Raw genomic sequence first — 19,492 nt, forward strand, 5'->3', positions numbered from 1 at the left:
CGAACCGAGGACCGCTGACCGGAGAGTCGGCTACGGGTACTTCACGTCCACCCGCACCCAGTCGACGAGCATGTCGCGGCGTACGCCGCCCAGCACGACGTTCTCGGGAAGGACGTCCTTGTTGGACAGGCGCAGGTGGAACGGGACCGTGTTGCTCGGGACGCGCCGCACGTCGGGGAGCAGGCCGCTCTCGTAGATCCGGTTGCCCTCGGCATCGCTCGCCGAGAAGAGCACGCTGTCGCCGCCGATGGTGAACTCGCCGGAATAGGCCCAGTAGGCGTTCCACGGCTCGGCTCCGGCAGGGAAGGCGTGCGTCACCGGCCAGAGCTCGGGACCCCTGCCAGTGGCGACGCAGGCGTTGACCGCGGTCTCCGGGGTGTCGTCGTAGCAGATGTGCGACCCGAGCTGGGCCCCCGTCGACTTGAACGGCCCGTAGCTCTCGATCACGTCGAGCTCACGCGGATCGTCGCCGTTGGGGTGCTGCACCCAGAAGGCGGCGTAGTTGGCGCTCGTGTCGGGCATGAGGAGGCTGGCCGTGACGCGCACCTGCGTGCCGGGCGGGAGCGACCAGCCGACGTTCGTGCGGATCTGTGCGGCCTGACCGACGTCGAGCTGACCCGACCCGTTCTGGGTGGCTCCGTTCATCCCGAGCATCGTGTTCCACTGCTCCGGGGCGGTGCCGGCCGCGCCGTCGAACCCGTCGAGGAAGACGGTCTCCCAGCCCCAGCCGGGCGCCGGACCCGATCCCTTGTGGTCACCCGCGGGCAAGGCAGCCGATACCGGCGCCGCGGGGGCCATGGCCTGCGCGAGCAGGCCCAGCGCGAGCGCGGCGAGTGCGCGCACGACCAGTGACATGGCCCTCCCACCTGTGAGCTGACGTCTCCGAGACGTGCGCGACGATGCTACGGAACAGGCGCAACAACGAATCCATCGGGACAGCCCCTCGCCGGCAGAAGGTCGGCGCTCGATCTCGCGGTGCGATGGTGTTGGATGGGCGCGCCCCTGCGCCGCGCACGCGCCAGCCACTGACAGGAGAGGAGAGGAGCTGCTGTGGGATCCACGACCGCGCAGGTGACCTCGGTGTTGGCCGCCCCTCTGCGCCAGTGGCGGACAGGCTCTCCGGCTGGCAGCTGGCGCAGCACCGTATGGGTCGTCACCGTCGGCTTGGCGTTCTTCTTCCTCTCCAACCCGTTGGCGCTGCAGCCCAACTTCGGCATCTCCTTCGAGCGTGCCGGGCTGGTCATCGTGGCCGCCATGCTGATCACGCGGTCCTCGCTCCGTCTGCCGCGGGTGCCGTGGGCCATTCTCCTGTTGCTGCTGACGATGGCGGCGTCCAGCCTGTGGTCCATCAGCCCCTCACAGTCGTGGGGCGTCTTCGAGTTCTACCTCAAGATCGCGGTGCTCGGATTCGCCTGCGCGGCCTGTGCCCCTCCCCGGACGATCGCGTTCGGCATGGCAGCAGGTGGGGCGATCGTGGTTGCGGCCTCGATCTACGCCTATGTCAAGGACAACCCGCTCGTTCTGGTCCCACCTGGGGCGGACGGTTACCTCGCCGGCGTGGGGACCAACCGCAACATCCTGTCGTACACGCTGGTCCTCTCGTTCGCAGCAGCCATCGCAGCGGTGCCGCGTCAGTGGTGGGCCCGCGCGGTCTGGGCCGTCATGCTGGCGTCCATCTCGGTCGGCCTCTTCCTCTCCCAGTCCGGCACCGGCTTCGTGGCCACCGGGATCCTGCTGGTCGGTGCGGGCGCGCTGTCGGCCCTGCGACGCTGGCGCGGCGCCGTCACTCGACGAGGGCGTCGCTACGTGTCGCTGGCCGCAGCACTGGCGGTCGTCGCCGGTGTCGCGGGCTGGCCCGCCCTCGGGGCCCTGCTCGGCCGGGACTCGTCGACCTTGTCCGGCCGCACCGATCTCTGGGGGACAGTCTGGAGAGCATCGGCTGGCGACCGGTGGCTCGGGCAGGGCTGGGGCACCGTCTGGCCTCACCCTTGGGCGCCCGCAGCACCCAACCACATGCTCGACGTCATCTACACCGAGCTGGGCGACCTGTTCGCACACGGCCACAACTCGCTGTTCGACGTTCTCCCCGAGCTGGGGCTCCTGGGAGTGCTGCTGGTGGTCGTGGCGCACCTCACGGTGCTCTACCGCGGGTGGTCCCGAACCCAGACGCGCGCAGACTCAGCGGCCCTCGACGACCACTGGGCGGCCGCCCGCCTGTCGATCCTCGGCGTGCTGGGGTTGGCCCTCTGCGGAGTGACGGAGCCCATGGTGACCATCCCACTCGGGTGGTTCGTCCTCTCGATGCTCTCGGTGAGCGACTCGGTGTCCCCCGCTCGCCACAACGGGTCGCACGTGGCCGGCGCCCAGGTCACCGACGACCGAGCCGCGACCGCCTGACGAGCACGACGGGCGCCTCCGCGAGCCGCGTCAGCCTCGCGAGCGTCATGTCGGTCAGCGGCTTCTCCGGGCGCTCGAGGGTCCCGTCGTCGATGCGCTGCTGGACCTCCTGGACCAGCTCGAGCCGACGCAGCTGGTGCGCGCGGCGGTCCAGCTCGGCCCGCGTCGCGGACAGCTCCGCCTCGACGTCCGCCAACCGGCCTACCATCAGGTCCCGCCCGGCGACGGCCTCGTCATGGGCCCTGGCGACGGTCTCCATCTCGACGTTGGTCGCGTGCTGTGCCGCGGCCGTCGCCTCCGCCAGCTCGTGCGCCGACGCCAGGTCGCGCCGGCTCCTCTGCAGGGTCGCGACGATGCGGCGGGTCTCCTCGGGCTGCAGGAGCAGGACGGACCCGGTGACGGCGGACTGGATGCGCGAGCGGGCCTCGTCCCACTCGTCCGCGGTGTGCGCCTCGCGCGAGGAGGCGGTGTGCAGCCACCAGCGGTAGACGCTGGTGATCTCACGGACGGAGACGACCCCGAGCACGGCGGCACAGCGCACGACGTACTCCCAGTCCTCGTTGGCCTGGAGCGTCTCGTCGAAGCGCAGTCCTAGCCCGTGCACGGCTCCGCGGGGGAACGCGACCGACATGATCGGGCTGTAGTTGTCGGAGAGGTGGTCGACCAGGCTGAAGTCGAGCGGCCACTCGCGGTAGGGGTCGCCGACCGAGATCGGGAGCACGTCGCCGGCGTCGTCGCGCGGGACCACGTCCTGGCGCACGGCGACCGCACGCAGGAGTCGTCCCTCGTGCTCGGCGGCGGCGGCCTTGAAGGTCGCGACGTAGTGCGCCAGCACGGTGTCGTCGTCGTCGAGCGCGACGACGTAACGCCCTCGCGCGGCCGCGAACCCGTCGTTGAGCGGCGCCGCCCGGCCCGGCCTCTCGACCGGCAGGACGCGCACCGCGTCGCGCAGCCAGTCGGGCGCGGAGGCGAGGACGCCTTCCACCGCCGCCAGCTCGTCCGGGGTCGTCCGGTGGCACACCACCAGGAGCTCGAAGTCGCGGTCGCTCTGGCCCGCGAGGCAGGTCAGCACGTCCTCGAGGCACGACAGTCGTCGCCCCTGCGTGCGGGTCACGATGCTCAGGAACGGCGCATCGGGGTCCACGTCGTCGTGGGCGGGCTCCGCCGGGCGCAGTCGGAGCTGCCCCGCCAGCGCGCCCAGCGAGGTCGCCGGGAGCTCGGCCGGGTGGGTCGAGGGCGCCCACGGCACGACCCGGTCGGGCAGGGCCGTCACCAGGCCGTCGACCGCGACGTCCCAGCCCAGGCGGACCGGGAGACTCACCGCAGCCGTCGTCGCGACGACGAGCGGGACGTCACCCGCCTCCGCGGCGGCCCGCAGTCGGGACCCACGCTCCGGGGCCGGCGCGAGGAACGCCTCTCCGAGCGCCGCGAGGTCGCCGGCGCGCAGGGCGCAGCAGGCTCCGGTCGCCCGCGCGATCGGGTCCTGCTCCGACGTCGGAGCGTCCCAGGCGTGCCGGGACTCCTCGAGCACCTCGGCCGTCGGGTCGGCCCCGTCCGCCAGCCCGTATCCGCGCGGGCGCCCGTCCGTCCGCGTCAGCTCCACCGGGAGCACGCGGGCGTCGACGAGCCGGCCCGGAGCCTCGAGCAGCGTGTCGACGAGGCGTCGTACGACGTGCGGGCCGGGCACCGCGACCGCCTCCGCGACGAGGGCGACCGTGTCGTCCGACAGGTCCAGGACGGCCGTGGCGGCGGTGAGCGAGCCGAGGTCCATCCCCGCCGGGACGGGCCCCTCGCCGGCCCAGACGTGCTGCACGTCGGCGACCACCGCGTCCTGCGCCAGCGCCTCGCGCCATGCTGCGGTCTGACGCTCCCGCGACAGGCCGTCTCGATGCAGCAGGAACAGCACTACGGGCGGCACTGGGCTGGGCACGCTCGACACCTCCGGACGACGGGAACGTCGCCACCCTAAGGGGCTGGCGCCGGGCGCTGCCGCCCCGCCGTCAGCCGACGGTCGTGAGCAACTGCGTCGCGCGGGTGAGCACGACGTAGAGCGTCGCGCGGCCGGTGGCCGACTCGTCCTCGATCTCCTGCGGCGCGACCACCACGATGCCGTCGAACTCCAGGCCCTTGGTGTCGAGGCCGGTGAGCACCACTATGCGGTCCTCGCCGCTCGGCGTCACGCTCGAGTCGACCGCAGCGCGTGCACCGGAGGCGTCGTCGGCGAGCTCGGGCCACGACGCCAGCCAGGCGTTGACCTCGGACCGGCGGGCGACGGGCACGACGATGCCGACGGTGCCCTCGACGCGGTCGGAGGTCGTGGCCACGGCCTCGCGGACCGCGGCCTCGAGGTCGTCGACGGGCCCGACGACCCGCGGCTCCTCGCCGGTGCGGCGTACGGCGTCGGGCAGGTCGGCGTCGAGGCCCACGCGCCGGGCGTAGTCGGCGGCGAAGGCGTAGATCTCGGCGGAGTTGCGGTAGTTGGTGGAGAGGTGGAACTCGTGGAGCTCCTTGCCCTCCAGCGCCTCCGCGCGAGCGGTGGCCGCCTCCGGGGCGTCGGGCCACGACGACTGCGCCGGGTCGCCGACGATCGTCCAGCTCGCGGCGCGACCGCGACGCCCGACCATCCGCCACTGCATGGGTGTGAGGTCCTGCGCCTCGTCGATGAGGACGTGGGCGTAGCCGTCGTCCTCGATGCGGTGCGTCGGAGCCGACCAGGCGAGGCCGCCGGGGGCGTACTCGCGCTCGGAGATGGTGGTCAGCTCCTGGAGGTCGACCCCGCCCTCGAGCAGGCCGGTCTCGTCGAGGTCGCGCTCGTCGTCGGTGCGCTGGGGGACGTCGCCGATGGCGTAGCGCAGCTCGTCGAGGAGCGGCACGTCCTCGATGGTCAGGTCGCCGTCACCCCACGACTTCAGGAGCAGCAGCTGCTCCTCGCGGGTCACCACGCCCTCGCCGACGCGGGACAGGAACTCGGGCTCGCGCAGCCAGCCGAAGACGGTCGACGCGTCGAGGGGCGGCCACCAGGCCGAGGCGAACTCCACGAAGCCGGCGTGGCCGAGCATGTCGTCGTCGAAGGCCTCGCGGCCCCGCTCGCGACCGCGCTCACCGGTGACCTGTCGCCACATCGCGTCGAGCAGCGTCTTCGCCACGCGCGGCAGCTGCCGGTTGCGGCGGCCCTGCGACATGAGCTGGCGGCGCAGCCGGCCGAGCAGGCCGGGGTCGAGCACGATGGTCTCGTCGCGCCAGTAGATGCGGAAGCTGGTGGGGGCACCGGGCGCGTGCTGGCGCGCGGTGCGCCGCAGCAGCTCAGCCATCTTGGTGGCGCCCTTGACGTCGGCGACCGCCGGCTCGTCGTGGCGGGTCGCACGGACGCCGCCGACCACCTCACCGAGCGAACGGAGCGCGACGGCGGTCTCGCCGAGGCTCGGCAGCACCCGCTCGATGTAGCGCATGAAGACGCCGCTCGGGCCGACCACGAGCACGCCGCCGCCCTCGTAGCGCCGGCGGTCGGAGTAGAGGAGGAAGGCCGCGCGGTGCAGCGCCACGACGGTCTTGCCGGTGCCGGGACCTCCCGAGATCGACACGACGCCCTTGCCGGGTGCGCGGATCGCCTGGTCCTGCTCGGCCTGGATGGTGGCCACGATCGAGTGCATGGACCGGTCGCGAGCGCGGGACAGCTGCGCCATGAGCGCGCCCTCGCCGACGATCGGGAGGTCGGCCCCCCCACGGTCGAGCGCCTCCTGGTCGAGCAGCTCGTCCTCGACGCCGATGACGGTGCGGTGCAGCGAGCGGAGGACCCGGCGGCGTACGACACCGGACGGGGTGGCGGCGGTGGCCTGGTAGAACACGCCGGCGGCCGGCGCTCGCCAGTCGATCAGCAGCACGTCGCGCTCGGCGTTGCGGACGCCGATGCGCCCGATGTAGCGCGGCAGCGCGTCGATCGCGGGGTCGAGGTCGAGGCGACCGAAGACCAGGCCCTCGTGAGCGGCGTCGAGCTGGGCGATGCGCTTGGCGGCCTGGAAGACCATCGCGTCGCGCTCGACGAGGCCGCCCTCGTGCTCCAGCCTGCCCCGGTTGCGCCCCTCCGCGGCGAGCGCCTGGGCATTGACCATGGACGCCTCGAGCTGCACGTAGACCTCGTCGACGTACGCCTGCTCGGCGGCGATCTCGCGCGCCTCGAGCTCCTCGCTCACTGCTGCTCCTCGTCCCCCCGCTGACCACTGCCCACTCCCGATGGACAGAGTCATCAATCGTACCGGCGAGCACCGGGCTCCGCCGACTTCCCGGCGATCCGCGGAACCGGTGGCAGAGGACGTCAACCTTTCGGGGTGTCCAGCCGGTTGGATGGGGTGAGGAGGAAGAGCCTGGCCGCACTTCGCCCGGGTGAGCCGCAATGGCTCGTTCGAGGCCTACGTGCGGCCCACCCTGTTCACGACATACGCCGGGTGGCGCGGGCGCCGCTGGCACGGAGAGGTCCCGACAGGCGACCTTCCCGAGACCGGCCGGACGGACGAGGTGCCCGACCCCGACCTGCTGCGGGCGCTGTCCGAGCTGTCGCCGCGCCAGCGGGCCGTGGTGGTGCTGCGCTACTTCGAGGACCTGACCGAGGCAGAGACCGCGGAGGCCCTCGGGTGCTCCCTCGGGTCGGTCAAGACCCACCACAGCCGGGCACTCGCCGCGCTCTGCACCTCCCCGCTCCTGACCGAGACGCTGGCCGGGACGCCCCTGGCCGAGGAGGCACGATGAACGACCTGTCGCAGCGCCTCAAGGACGCCGTGCCGACACCGCCCGACCCGACCGACCTCAGCGGCATCGCGGCCCGCTCGGCCGTCGACGGCCGGCGACGGCGCACGCAGCGACGTCTCGCGTCGGTCGCTGCCGTCGTCGTGCTCGCCGTGGGCGGCGTGGTGCTGCCGCGCGTGCTGTCGGACGGCCCGCCCGACGTGGCCGAGCGCAGCGTTCCCGACTGCGTCGCCTCGCCCGACGCGCCGATCGACGCCATCAGGACGCGACCTGCCAGCTGGGTCCGCTTCTGCGAGCTGCCCACCGACGTGCCTGGAGATCGCCTGCGCGTCCCTCGTGGCGTCGTCCCCGAGGCCATCGCAGCAGTCATGGTCGACAGCTGGGCCGACTGGATGCCCGAGCAGGCGTGCGGCGCCGAGACCCCACCGGCGCCCAGCCGCGTCTTCCGGATACAGATCGGTCTGGCTGACGGCACCGTGGCCGAGTTCGACGGCGACACCGGCTGCATCGAGCACCACCTCGTGTTCATGCAGCTGCCCGCGACGATGCAGGGCGGCGTCCGGCGCGACGACACCGTCGACCCGCGAGGCACACCGTGCCCCACCGCGTTCGACACCACGGCCGCGACCTGGGACGGATCCGACGCCGCGCTGCTGCGCGACGACGTGGACGGGATGTCGCTCGCCACCGCACCCCTGCTTCCCGGCAGCAGCGCCGCGATGGACGTCTGCGCCTTCACCGGCGAGGACCGGACGCTGGTCGACCAGTGGCGAGCGGACCTGCACACCGACGTGGTGTCAGCCGTCGCCACCGGCTACCGCGACGGTGCGGCCGACTGCCCGCTGGACCCCGAGGCCACGTCGTACCTCGTGGTCCTCCAGGACTTCACCGGCACCGCGCGCTCCTTCACGATCGACATGACCGCCTGCGGCGAGATGCGCGCGGCGATCGGGACGCCGGCCGTCGACACCTATCTCGGGCTCGCGACGAACGAGCTCGTGGAGATGGTGCGAGACAGCAAGGGCGCCACGACGTGGGACGCCGTCGTAGGTTCGACGACATGGGCAACGACGACGCACGCGCCACCATCGGCCTGACCGGGCTCGCGACCATGGGCCGCAACCTGGCGCGCAACATCGCCCGCAACGGGCACACCATCGCGGTGCACAACCGCACCACCTCCAAGATGACGGCGCTGATCGACGAGTTCGGCGACGAGGGTGACTTCGTCGGGTGCGAGTCGCTCGAGGACCTGGTCGCCGCGGTCGAGCGACCCCGCGCGATCGTCATCATGGTCAAGGCGGGCGAGGCGACCGATGCCGTGGTCGACGAGCTCGTTCCGCTGCTCGACGAGGGCGACATCGTGGTCGACGCGGGCAACGCGCACTACCGCGACACCCTGCGCCGCCAGGAGGCCCTCGAGGAGAAGGGCCTGCACTTCGTCGGGATGGGGGTCTCCGGCGGCGAGGAGGGCGCGCTCAACGGGCCCTCGATCATGGTCGGCGGGTCCGACCACGCCTACGAGGTGCTGCAGCCGGTCGTGGAGTCGATCGCGGCCGACGTCGACGGGACACCCTGCTGCGCACACATCGGCCACGACGGAGCCGGCCACTTCGTGAAGATGGTGCACAACGGCATCGAGTACGCCGACATGCAGCTGATCGCGGAGTCCTACGACCTGCTGCGCTCGGTCGCCGGCATGACGCCGGCCGAGGTCGCGGACGTCTTCGAGGAGTGGAACGGCGGCGACCTCGAGTCGTTCCTCATCGAGATGACCGCCGACGTGCTGCGCCACACCGACGCCGAGACCGGCGAGCCCTTCGTCGACGTCGTCCGCGACGCGGCCGAGCAGAAGGGCACCGGGCGCTGGACCGTGCAGGACGCCCTCGACCTCGGCGTGCCGATCACCGGCATCGCCGAGGCGACCTTCGCCCGGTCGCTCTCGGGCCACACCGAGCAGCGGGCGGCCGCGCGCGAGATGTTCTCCACGACCCCCGAGGAGGTCGACGTCGACCGCGACTCCTTCGTCGACCAGGTGCGGGCCGCGCTGTACGCGTCGAAGGTCGTCGCCTACGCCCAGGGCTTCGACCAGATCGCCGCCGGCGCGGAGGAGCGCGGGTGGGACATCGACCTCGGCGAGGTCGCCACCATCTGGCGCGGGGGCTGCATCATCCGCGCGCAGTTCCTCGACCGGATCCGCGAGGCCTACGCCGACGAGCCCGACCTGACGACCCTGCTCACCACGCCCTACTTCGCCGAGGCGGTCACCGACGGCGTCGACGCCTGGCGCGAGGTGATCGTCGCTGCGGTGCGCGGCGGCGTACCGACTCCGGCCTTCTCCTCCTCGCTGGCCTACTTCGACGGCCTGCGCCGCGACCGGCTGCCGGCCGCGCTCATCCAGGCGCTGCGCGACGACTTCGGTGCCCACACCTACGAGCGCGTCGACCGCGAGGGCACCTTCCACACCCGCTGGGCCGAGGAGGGTCGCCCCGAGGAGCAGGTCTCCGACTGAGCTGCTCGCTGCCCGTGGTCTCGACACGCTCGCTGGCGCTCGCTGCTCAACCGGCGGGTGGTCGCCTGGCGCTCGCTGCTCAACCGGCGGGTGGTCGCCTGGCGCTCGCTGCTCAACCGGCGGGCGTCGCCCCGGAGACCCAGGCGGCGCCCGCCAGGCAGACCAGGGCGCCGAGCGTCCGGGCCCGGTCCGCCAGCACCAGGCGCGCCAGCAGGGCCGGGCGGTCGCCGGACGGCACTCGTGACAGGCGCCCGTGCAGCGGGGCCGCGGCGAACGCCGTCGAGATGATCGAGCCCGTTCCGCCGGCCAGCGCGACCCAGGTGCCGGGCGAGCGTGGCTCGGCGACCAGCGTCCAGGCGAGCAGCAGGACCAGGGCGGCGTAGATCGCCACCGCCAGGGGTGCCACGCGTCGCGAGTGGCGGTCGTGGGCGCGTGTCCACCCCTCGGGTGGGACCTCCATCAGTGCGGGGTAGACCACCAGGGTGATCGTCAGCTGGAACCCCGCGTGGAGCGACGCGGCCAGCAGCAGCCAGGGGGCCGGGTCGGCCATGCCCCGACCCTAGTCCCGTCGGCTCCTACTTCCTGCGCGCGAGGAACGCCGTCATCGCCTCGCGGGCCTCGTCGCTGGCGAAGAGCCGGGCGCTGGTGGTCGCCATCTCCTCGCCGAGCGCGTCGATGCGGGCGACCAGGTCGCGGTTGAGGATCCGCTTGGACTCGCGCAGCCCCTGGGGCGCGCCGGTGGCCAGGCTCGCGCAGATCGCCGCGACCTCGTCGTCGAGGCGGTCGGCCGGCACCGCCTTCGTGACCAGTCCGTACGCCGCTGCCTCGGCGCCGGTGAACACCTCGCCGCCGAGGGTGGTGAGCGCGGCCGCCCGGGGATTCATCCGGTGGTGCACGGTGAGGCTGATGATCGCGGCGGCCAGGCCGAGCTTGACCTCGGTGAGCGCGAAGGTCGCGTCCTCGGCGCTGACCGCGATGTCGGCGGCGGCGATGATGCCGATGCCACCGGCCCGGACGGCCCCGAGGTTCTTGGTGACCACCGGCTTGTCGAGGGTGGCGACCAGCCTCTGGAGCTCGACGATGCGGCGGGCGCCGACCTCCATGCCCTCCGTGCTCGCCTCGGTGAGGTCGGCCCCGGAGCAGAAGACCTTGCCGGAGCTCTCCACCAGCACCACGCGTACGTCGTCGTCGCTCCCGGCCCGCTCGAGGTGCGCGTGCAGCTCGGTCACCAGCTGCCTGCTCAGTGCGTTGCGGTTGGCCGGGCTGTCGAGGGTGATCGTGGCGACGGCGTCGGCAACGGCGTAGTGGACCAGCTCGGGAGTGACGTCGGTCATGACCGGCATCCTGCCGCACGGCCCATCCGTAGCTCCCCTCGCTCCGAACAACTCGCATGCAGACCCCCGACAAGCAGTCCCGCTGGACCTGGCTGCGCCACGCCGTCTACGGCGTCCTCGCCACCCTCGTCGGGCTCGCGGCGGCCCACCTGGTCGCCGCCTTCACCGTCCCGGCGGCCTCGCCGGTGCTCGCGGTGGGCTCCACGGTCATCGACCTGACGCCGACCCCGCTGAAGGAGTTCGCGATCCGCCAGTTCGGCACCGCGGACAAGCTCGTGCTGGTCGGGTCGGTCACGATCGTGGTCCTCCTGCTCGCCGCCCTGGCGGGCGTCATCGCCCGCCGTCGCGAGACGGTCGGTCTGCTCATCCTCGTGGGCCTCGCCGGCGTCGCCGGCGTGCTCGCCGTCCTGCGCCCGTCCTCCGGGCCGCTGGACGTCCTCCCCGCTCTGGTCGCCGCAGTCATCGCCTCCACCTCGTTGTGGTGGCTGCACCGGGTTGACGACCGGAGCACCGAAGGGCCGTCGAACAGGGTCGACGGTCCTCGCCCGACCCGACGCGGGGTCGTGCTGGCGACCGGCGGTCTCGCCGCTGCCGCAGTGACCATGGGGGCCCTCGGCCGCTGGGTGACGTCCTACCGCCTCGGCGGGACCGACGTCGCACTGCCGACCGCCACCGACCCCGCGCCGGCCTTTCCCCAGGGCCTGGAGAAGATGTACGGCGGCATCACGCCGCTGCGCACCCCCGACGGAGACTTCTACCGCGTCGACACCCGCCTGACGGTCCCGGCCGTGGACGTCGACTCGTGGACGCTGACCATCGACGGCGACGTCGACCAGGAGGTCACACTCACCTTCGCCGACCTCACCGCCATGGAGACCATGGAGCGCGACATCACGCTCACCTGCGTGTCCAACTCGGTGGGCGGACCCTACGTCGGTGGTGCCCGCTGGCTCGGCATCCCCCTCGCGGACGTGCTGGCCAAGGCCGGCATCGACTCGACCAAGGCCGACCAGATCCTCTCCACCGACGTCGACGGGATGACCATCTCGACGCCGCTCGACGTGGCCCTCGACGGCCGTGACGCGATGATCGCGATCGGCATGAACGGTGGTCCGCTGCCGCGCACCCACGGGTTCCCGGCGCGAATGGTCGTCCCCGGTCTCTACGGCTTCGTGAGCGCGTGCAAGTGGATCACGAGGATGACGCTGACGACCTACGACGCCGAGCAGGCCTACTGGACCGAGCGCAAGTGGGTCACCGATGCTCCGATCAAGATCTCCAGCCGCATCGACACCCCCAAGCCCCTGTCCACCAGCGACGCCGGCACGGTCATCATCGGCGGCGTCGCGTGGGCCCAGGGCGTCGGCATCGAGAAGGTCGAGGTGCGCATCGACGGCGGAGGCTGGCAGGAGGCGAAGCTCGGACCGCAGGTGAACAACGACTACTGGCGCCAGTGGTACTACGAGTGGGACGGCGAGCCGGGGCGCCACCTCATCGCCAGCCGGGCCACCAACAAGGACGGCGAGGTGCAGACCGACGTGCGGATGACGCCGTTCCCCGAGGGCTCCTCCGGACTCCAGGAGATCTCCATCAGCGTCACGTGACGCGCCGCACGACCCCGCCGACGGGCGGTGGATGACGCAGGTCCCGAGCCTCCGGGACCTGCGTCATCCACCGCCCGTCGTCATGTCCGGACCAAGGTCTGTCCAAACTTTTTCCCACCGCACCCATCCACCCGGCAGACGGCGCCGAACACCTCTCGACAGCGGGCCTACCGGCCCCCCATGGCCCCAATCGAGAGGCAACGCCATGAACACCAAGCTCCGCACCCGCACCCTGGGTATCGCCGCGATCGCCCTGACCGCCTCCATGAGCCTGGCGGCCTGTGGCAGCGACAGCGACACCGACGCCGCATCCGACCCGACCAGCTCGGCCACCACCTCGGAGACCCCGAGCGAGACCCCCTCGGAGACCACCTCCGAGGAGCCTGCGGCCGACGACGCCCCGTTCGGCCCCGCGTGCTCGCAGGTCCCGACCGACGGCCCCGGCTCCGTCGAGGGCATGGCCCAGGACCCGGTCGCCACCGCGGCCTCGAACAACCCGCTCCTCGAGACGCTGGTCGCCGCCGTGACCGCGGCCGACCTGGGCGACACGCTCAACTCGGCGCAGGACATCACCGTCTTCGCCCCGATCAACGACGCGTTCGCCGCGATCCCGAAGAAGGACCTCAACGCCCTCCTGAAGGACAAGGAGGCGCTCACCACCGTGCTGACGCACCACGTGGTCGAGGGTCGCCTGAGCCCGGCCGACGTGGCCGGCGAGCACGAGACCCTGGCCGGCGACACGCTCACCGTCGACGGCTCGGGCGAGGACTTCACCATCGGTGACGCCTCGGTCGTCTGCGGCAACGTGCAGACCGCCAACGCCACGGTCTACCTCATCGACCAGGTCCTGATGCCGCAGAGCTGATCATCCTTCGACGAACAACTGCAAGGATGGCTGACGTGGATCACGTGAGGCCCGTACCGGACGGGGCGCCCCAGGGAGACCTGGGCGCCCCCTCCGGGGGCGACGCACCAAGGCTGGCGGATCTGCTCCGCCGGGCCGCGCTCGGTGACGAGGCGGCGTTCGCAGAGTTCTACGACGCGACGTCGGCTCGCTCCTACGGCCTCGCGCTCCGCGTGGTCCGCAACCCGGCCCACGCCGAGGAGGTCACGCAAGAGGCCTACCTCGACGCGTGGCGCTCCAGCGCCAGGTTCGACTCCGGTCGCGGAAGCGCGGCCGGCTGGCTCCTCACCATCGTCCACCGCAAGGCCGTCGACCGGGTCCGCTCGGTCGAGGCGGCCACTGCGCGCGACGAGGGCTGGAACCGGGACACCACTCCGGTCGACCACGACCAGACGGCAGAATCGGCCCACGCGTCCTTGGACGCGGCCCGGGTCCGCAATGCGGTCGCCACCCTCACCGACGTCCAACGGCGCGCCGTGGAGCTCGCCTACTTCGGTGGTTACACCCACACGGAGGTCGCCACCCTCCTCGACGTCCCGCTCGGGACGGCCAAGACACGAATACGCGACGGACTGATCCGCCTGCGAGACCTGATGGGAGTCAGCTGATGAGCGACCTGCACAAGCTCACGGGCGCCTACGCCGTCGACGCCCTCAACGACCTCGAGCGTGCTCGCTTCGAGCGTCACCTCGCCGAGTGCGAGGACTGCCGCGCCGAGGTTCGCGAGCTGCAGGAGACCGCCGCGCTGCTGGCCGAGTCCACGGCCGTCGAGCCTCCCGCGTCGCTGCGCGGCTCCGTGCTCGCCGGCATCTCCCAGGTCCGCCCCCTGCCTCCCGTCGTCCCGGTGACGTCGGCTCCCTCCGCGGTCAGGCACCGCTTCCCTCTTCTCGTGGCTGCCGCCCTGGTCCTGATCGCCGGCTTCGGCGCCGTCGTGTGGCAGCCCTGGTCCAACCCGGCGCCCACCCTGACCGCTGCTGAGCAGGTCCTCCAGGCCCCCGACGCCCAGAGGGTCTCGGTCGACCTCGGCGACATGGGCAAGGCGACCGTCGTACGCTCCAAGTCGCAGGACAAGGCCGTCATCGTCACCGACGACATGGCCCCGGCCCCGGCGGGCAAGGACTACGAGCTGTGGTTGTTGCCCGACGCTGACACCTATGTCTCCGCAGGCCTGATGACCGACGGCGCCAACCAGACCACCGTGCTGGACGGGTCGGCCGCAGACGCGGTCGCCGTCGGCATCACCGTGGAGCCCGACGGCGGATCGGAGCAGCCGACCACCGACCCGATCGCGGTCTTCGACCTCACTCAGTCCACATGATCGAGTCAGGGACGCGCCGGGTCGCCGTCGTCGGCTCCGGTGTCGCGGGGCTGACCGCGGCCTGGGTCGCCTCGCGCACCGCGCACGTCACGCTCTACGAGGCCGACGACCGCCTCGGTGGCCACGCCGACACCCACCGGGTCACGACGCCCGAAGGTGAGCTGGCCATCGACACCGGCTTCATCGTGCACAACCGGCGCACCTACCCCACGCTCCTCCGGCTCTTCGCCGAGCTCGGCGTGGAGACCCAGCCCTCGGAGATGTCGCTCTCGGTGAGCGACGCCGGAACCGGGGTCGAGTACGCCGGCGCGCTCGGGGCGCGCGGCCTGTTCGCCCAGCGTTCCTCGCTCACCTCGCGTGAGCACTGGCGGATGCTGACCGAGATCCCCCGCTTCCACCGCCGCGCCAGGGCGCTCCTCGCGACCGAGGACACCGGCGCTGACCAGACGCTGCGCGAGTTCCTCGCCGACGGCGGCTTCACCCCCGGCTTCGTCCGGCACTTCATGGAGCCCCTGGTCGCGGCCGTGTGGTCGTGCGACCCGGCGACCTCGCTGGACTACCCCGCGCGCTACCTCTTCACCTTCCTCGAGCACCACGGCATGCTCGGTGTGTTCGGCTCGCCCTCGTGGCGCACGGTGACCGGCGGTTCGGCGACCTACGTCGCGAAGGTCGCCGAGGGACTGCAGGAGCTCCGCCTCGAGACGAAGGTGACCTCGATCCGCGAGCTCGTCGACCGGGTCGAGGTGACCGACGGCAGCGGCGCCACGTCGTCGTACGACGCGGTGGTCGTCGCCACGCACCCCTCCCACGCGCTCGCGATGCTCGAGCACCCCACCGACCTCCAGCGCGAGCTGCTGTCGGCGATGCCCTACAGCAGCAACCCGGCGCTCCTGCACACCGACACTTCTCTCCTGCCGTCCGCTCCCGGTGCGCGCGCGTCGTGGAACTTCTTCCGGCCCGAGGACGAGAGCGGTGCGGTCACGGTCACCTACGACCTCACCCGCCTCCAGCGCCTGCCCACCGACACCCACTACCTCGTCACGCTCGGCGGCGAGGACCTCGTCGACCCGGCGACCGTGATCGACCGGATGGAGTACGAGCACCCGCTCTACACCCCCGAGTCGGTCGCCGCCTCGCGACGGCTGCCGGAGATCGACACCGCCCGGGTCGCCTTCGCCGGCGCCTACCACGGCTGGGGCTTCCACGAGGACGGTGCGCGCTCCGGCCTGGCCGCGGCGACGCACCTCGGCCTGCCGTGGGTCCGCACCACCCGCGTCCTCCCGCGCCCGGGCCGCTTCGAGACCACGATCCGGCACACCCGGCGCACGCCGTTCAAGCGCTCCTTCGAGCACGCCTCGACCTTCTGGCTCGTCGACCTCGACGACCTGCCCGACCACGGCGCGCTCGCCCGGTTCGAGGCGCGCGACCACCTCGGCTCCCCCGACCTCTCGCTGCGCGCCAACGTCGAGTCCTTCCTCGGCCTGCACGACGTGTCGCTCGGCTCCGGCGGCGGCACGATCATGATGGCCGCGCAGCCCCGGTCCCTCGGCTACGCGTTCAACCCGATCAGCGTCTTCTGGTGCTTCGACGACGGGGGCCGCCAGGCCGCGGTCGTCGTGGAGGTCCACAACACCTACGGCGACCGCCATGCCTACCTCGTCCACCCCGACGACCAGGGCCGTGCGCAGACCGACAAGGCGATGTACGTCTCGCCCTTCCACGGCACCGACGGCTCGTACGACGTCGCGGTCCCGATCCCGACCGACCGACTCCACGTCGCGGTGACCCTGCGGGGCCACTCCCACGAGACGGACGACGACGCGTCCCCGTTCAGCGCCAGCCTCACCGGCGCCCGCAGCGACGTACCCCTTCGCAGGACCCTCGGCGCCGCGCTGCGTGGCAGCGCGCTGATCCGGGCGCACGGCATCTGGCTGTGGGCGCGGCGACTGCCGATCCGGCCGCGACCCACCCACTCCCAGGAGGGCGTGCAATGACACTCGAGAAGAACCGTCCCGACCAGTCCCGCGGCACCGGGCCCAACCCGAGCCAGGGCGTCCCGGCGCTCGAGCAGCTGATCGGCGGACCGCGCACCGCCGTGTCGGCCGCGGTCGCCAAGCGACTCTTCCGCGCCGCCGTCCGTCGCCTCGCCGTCACCGTCGTCGAGAGCCCGGTCGGCAGCAGGGACGGCCGCGCGTTCGGGCAGGGCGGTCCCACCATGACCATCCACCGACCCGACGAGTTCTACGCCCGCGTCGGCCGCAACGGGCTGATCGGCTTCGGCGAGGCCTACCTGACCGGAGCGTGGGACGCCGAGGACCTCGCCGGCTTCCTCACCGTGCCCGCCGCCCGCATCGCCACGCTGATCCCCGAGCCGCTCCAGAGGCTGCGCGCCTTCGTGACACCTCGCCTGCCGGACCACCACCGGAGCACCGAGGACAACAGCCAGGCCAACATCTCGCACCACTACGACCTGTCGAACGAGCTCTACACGCTCTTCCTCGACGAGACGCTGAGCTACTCGTCCGCGCTGTTCGACACCTCCCACGTGCCGGCCCCGGCCGGACCGGGCTCGGTCGCCGACCACCTGGTGGCCACCCCGCCGGAGCCCTCGGACCGGCCCGACCCGGCCCACCACAACGTCGACTTCGCCGAGGCCCAGGGACGCAAGATCGAGCGGCTCCTCGACGAGGCCGGCGTCACCGAGGGCACCCGCGTGCTCGAGATCGGCACCGGCTGGGGCGAGCTGGCCATCCGCGCCGCCCGTCGCGGCGCGACCGTCCACTCGGTCACGCTCTCCGTCGAGCAGCTCGAGCTCGCCGAGCAGCGCATCGCCGCGGCCGGCTTTGCCGACCGGGTCCAGGTGGAGCTGAAGGACTACCGGGCGCTCGGCACCGACGGCCAGACGTACGACGCCGTGCTGTCGGTCGAGATGATCGAGGCCGTGGGCGCCGAGTTCTGGGGCACCTACTTCCGGACGATCGACCGGGTCCTCGCTCGCGGAGGGAAGGTCGCCATCCAGGCGATCACCATGCCGCACGACCGGATGCTCGCCACCCGCGACGGCGAGACCTGGATCAACAAGTACATCTTCCCGGGCGGCTTCCTGCCCAGCGTCGAGGTGATCGACCAGATCACCCGCGACGAGACCGGCCTGCGCCTGACCGGCCAGCTCGAGATGGGCAGCCACTACGCCGAGACCCTGCGTCGGTGGGACCGCCGCTTCCTGGCCCAGGGCGACGCCGTGCGCGCGCTCGGCTTCGACGACGTCTTCCTGCGGGTGTGGCACTTCTACCTGTCCTACTCGCAGGCTGGCTTCGCCAGCGGCTACATCAACGTCTCGCAGCTCACCTTCACCCGGGAGGACCAGTGACGGCCACCGCGCAGCGCATCAGCACGCACACCGCCGGGGGTGTCGCCGGACGGCTCGCCGAGGCGGTCCGCCCCTTCATCGGGGGCGACCTGCCGGTCCGGCTGCAGGCGTGGGACGGCTCGCTCGCCGGGCCCGAGGACGCACCGCTGGTGGTGCTCCGCTCCCCCGACGCACTGCGGCGGCTGCTGTGGCACCCGGGCGAGCTCGGTGCCGCCCAGGCCTACGTCACCGGCGAGCTCGACGTGCCCGAGCAGGACGGCTGGGACCTGTCGTCCGCGCTGACGCACGCCTTCGCCGTCGGCGCCGAGCGCGGCCTGTCCGGCGTACGCCTCTCGCCGCGCGCCGTCGTCGACGCGGTGCGCACCGCCTCGGGTCTCGGCGCCCTCGGCCGGCCGCCGGCACCGCCCGCGTCGCAGGCACGGATCAAGGGCCGGCTGCACAGCCTCGCCCGCGACCGGTCGTCGATCAGCCACCACTACGACCTCTCCAACGAGTTCTACTCCCTGATCCTCGAGCCGCAGATGGCCTACAGCTGCGGCTACCACGCCACCCCCGACGTCCCGCTCGAGGAGGCGCAGCGCGCCAAGCTCGACCTGGTCTGCACCAAGCTCGGCCTGGAGCCCGGCATGCGGATGCTCGACGTCGGCTGCGGCTGGGGCTCCCTGTCGCTGCACGCCGCCGAGCACTTCGGTGCGCAGGTCACCGGCGTCACGATCGCGGCGGAGCAGAAGAAGTTCATCGACGCCCGGATCGCCGAGCGCGGGCTGGAGGACCGGGTCGAGATCCGGCTCCAGGACTACCGCGAGGTGCCCGAGCGCGACCACTTCGACGCCGTCGGCTCCCTCGAGATGGGCGAGCACGTCGGCGCCGGCAACTACCCGACGTACGTCGAGGTGCTGCGCCGCGCGGTGCGGCCCGGCGGCCGGGTGCTCATCCAGCAGATGTCGCGCCAGGGCGAGGGCGGCGGCAAGCACCCCGGCGGCGGGCCCTTCATCGAGTCCTTCATCGCACCCGACATGACGATGCGACCGGTCGGCGAGACCGTCGGGCTGATCGAGGCCGGTGGGCTCGAGGTCCGCGACGTGCACGCGATGCGCGAGCACTACGTCCTCACCGTGGCCGGCTGGATGGAGAACTTCGAGGCCAACATCGAGCGCCTCACCGAGCTCCTCGGCGAGGAGGTCGTCCGCGTGTGGCGGCTCTACCTCGTGGGTGGCGCGCTCGCCTTCCGCGACGGTCGGATGGGCGTGGACCAGATCCTCGCCGTCCGCCCGGGTGCCGACCACACCCTCCCCGCCGTCAGGGCCTGGTGA

16 protein-coding genes are annotated in these 19,492 nt (G+C 72.3%); 11 read left to right on the top strand and 5 right to left on the bottom strand.

Annotated features, from left to right (window positions below):
* Positions 1 to 30: 30 nt before the first annotated feature.
* Positions 31 to 855 carry a LamG domain-containing protein gene (locus tag IEZ25_RS18695; protein ID WP_191200981.1) on the bottom strand — a complete coding sequence of 275 codons (825 nt, stop codon included), beginning with the start codon at positions 853 to 855 and terminating at the stop codon, positions 31 to 33.
* Positions 856 to 1,164: 309 nt separating this feature from the next.
* Here IEZ25_RS18695 and IEZ25_RS18700 point away from each other — a divergent pair, with 309 nt between their 5' ends.
* Positions 1,165 to 2,397: an O-antigen ligase family protein gene (locus IEZ25_RS18700; protein ID WP_191200982.1), complete on the top strand. Its 1,233-nt coding sequence runs from the start codon at positions 1,165 to 1,167 to the stop codon at positions 2,395 to 2,397.
* Here the strand turns inward: IEZ25_RS18700 and IEZ25_RS18705 are convergent.
* A complete protein-coding gene (locus tag IEZ25_RS18705) occupies positions 2,369 to 4,327 on the bottom strand; it encodes a glycosyltransferase family 2 protein (RefSeq protein ID WP_191200983.1) in 1,959 nt (652 codons plus the stop codon). The genes IEZ25_RS18700 and IEZ25_RS18705 overlap by 29 nt on opposite strands.
* Positions 4,328 to 4,397: 70 nt before the next feature.
* The gene (locus IEZ25_RS18710) at positions 4,398 to 6,587 is read right to left on the bottom strand and encodes a HelD family protein (RefSeq protein ID WP_191200984.1); all 2,190 of its coding nucleotides are present in this window, start codon (positions 6,585 to 6,587) and stop codon (positions 4,398 to 4,400) included.
* Positions 6,588 to 6,777: 190 nt separating this feature from the next.
* Here IEZ25_RS18710 and IEZ25_RS22390 point away from each other — a divergent pair, with 190 nt between their 5' ends.
* Genes IEZ25_RS22390 through gndA form a run of 3 tightly spaced genes read left to right on the top strand, consistent with a single transcriptional unit; the run spans position 6,778 to position 9,649 of the window.
* On the top strand, positions 6,778 to 7,140 hold the full coding sequence (locus tag IEZ25_RS22390) for a sigma-70 family RNA polymerase sigma factor (RefSeq protein WP_191200985.1): 363 nt from the start codon (positions 6,778 to 6,780) through the stop codon (positions 7,138 to 7,140).
* Positions 7,137 to 8,234: a hypothetical protein gene (locus IEZ25_RS18720; RefSeq protein ID WP_191200986.1), complete on the top strand. Its 1,098-nt coding sequence runs from the start codon at positions 7,137 to 7,139 to the stop codon at positions 8,232 to 8,234. Before IEZ25_RS22390 ends, IEZ25_RS18720 begins: the two co-directional genes overlap by 4 nt.
* Positions 8,198 to 9,649, top strand: coding sequence for an NADP-dependent phosphogluconate dehydrogenase (gndA, locus tag IEZ25_RS18725; RefSeq protein ID WP_191200987.1), 1,452 nt, complete (start codon positions 8,198 to 8,200; stop codon positions 9,647 to 9,649). Before IEZ25_RS18720 ends, gndA begins: the two co-directional genes overlap by 37 nt.
* A gap of 112 nt (positions 9,650 to 9,761) precedes the next feature.
* Here gndA and IEZ25_RS18730 read toward each other — a convergent pair whose 3' ends face one another.
* Positions 9,762 to 10,199, bottom strand: coding sequence for a hypothetical protein (locus IEZ25_RS18730; protein WP_191200988.1), 438 nt, complete (start codon positions 10,197 to 10,199; stop codon positions 9,762 to 9,764).
* A 25-nt stretch (positions 10,200 to 10,224) separates the two neighbouring features.
* Positions 10,225 to 10,983, bottom strand: coding sequence for an enoyl-CoA hydratase-related protein (locus IEZ25_RS18735; RefSeq protein ID WP_191200989.1), 759 nt, complete (start codon positions 10,981 to 10,983; stop codon positions 10,225 to 10,227).
* 56 nt (positions 10,984 to 11,039) lie between these two features.
* Between IEZ25_RS18735 and IEZ25_RS18740 the strand changes: the two genes are divergently transcribed.
* From IEZ25_RS18740 to IEZ25_RS18770, 7 genes are all read left to right on the top strand, one after another.
* On the top strand, positions 11,040 to 12,587 hold the full coding sequence (locus IEZ25_RS18740; protein ID WP_191200990.1) for a molybdopterin-dependent oxidoreductase: 1,548 nt from the start codon (positions 11,040 to 11,042) through the stop codon (positions 12,585 to 12,587).
* 205 nt (positions 12,588 to 12,792) lie between these two features.
* Positions 12,793 to 13,452, top strand: coding sequence for a fasciclin domain-containing protein (locus IEZ25_RS18745; protein ID WP_191200991.1), 660 nt, complete (start codon positions 12,793 to 12,795; stop codon positions 13,450 to 13,452).
* A gap of 35 nt (positions 13,453 to 13,487) precedes the next feature.
* Entirely contained in the window at positions 13,488 to 14,099 is a 612-nt protein-coding gene (gene sigK / locus IEZ25_RS18750) for an ECF RNA polymerase sigma factor SigK (protein WP_318152324.1), read from the top strand.
* Positions 14,099 to 14,809, top strand: a complete 711-nt coding sequence (locus tag IEZ25_RS18755) for an anti-sigma factor (protein WP_191200993.1) — start codon at positions 14,099 to 14,101, stop codon at positions 14,807 to 14,809. Before sigK ends, IEZ25_RS18755 begins: the two co-directional genes overlap by 1 nt.
* Positions 14,806 to 16,803 carry an FAD-dependent oxidoreductase gene (locus IEZ25_RS18760; protein WP_191200994.1) on the top strand — a complete coding sequence of 666 codons (1,998 nt, stop codon included), beginning with the start codon at positions 14,806 to 14,808 and terminating at the stop codon, positions 16,801 to 16,803. Before IEZ25_RS18755 ends, IEZ25_RS18760 begins: the two co-directional genes overlap by 4 nt.
* Positions 16,800 to 18,179, top strand: a complete 1,380-nt coding sequence (locus IEZ25_RS18765; protein WP_191200995.1) for an SAM-dependent methyltransferase — start codon at positions 16,800 to 16,802, stop codon at positions 18,177 to 18,179. The genes IEZ25_RS18760 and IEZ25_RS18765 overlap by 4 nt, the downstream gene beginning before the upstream one ends.
* A complete protein-coding gene (locus IEZ25_RS18770; protein WP_191200996.1) occupies positions 18,176 to 19,492 on the top strand; it encodes a class I SAM-dependent methyltransferase in 1,317 nt (438 codons plus the stop codon). The genes IEZ25_RS18765 and IEZ25_RS18770 overlap by 4 nt, the downstream gene beginning before the upstream one ends.

Origin of the sequence: Nocardioides hwasunensis, assembly GCF_014779665.1 — a bacterium.
Classification (GTDB): Bacteria; Actinomycetota; Actinomycetes; order Propionibacteriales; family Nocardioidaceae; genus Nocardioides; species Nocardioides hwasunensis.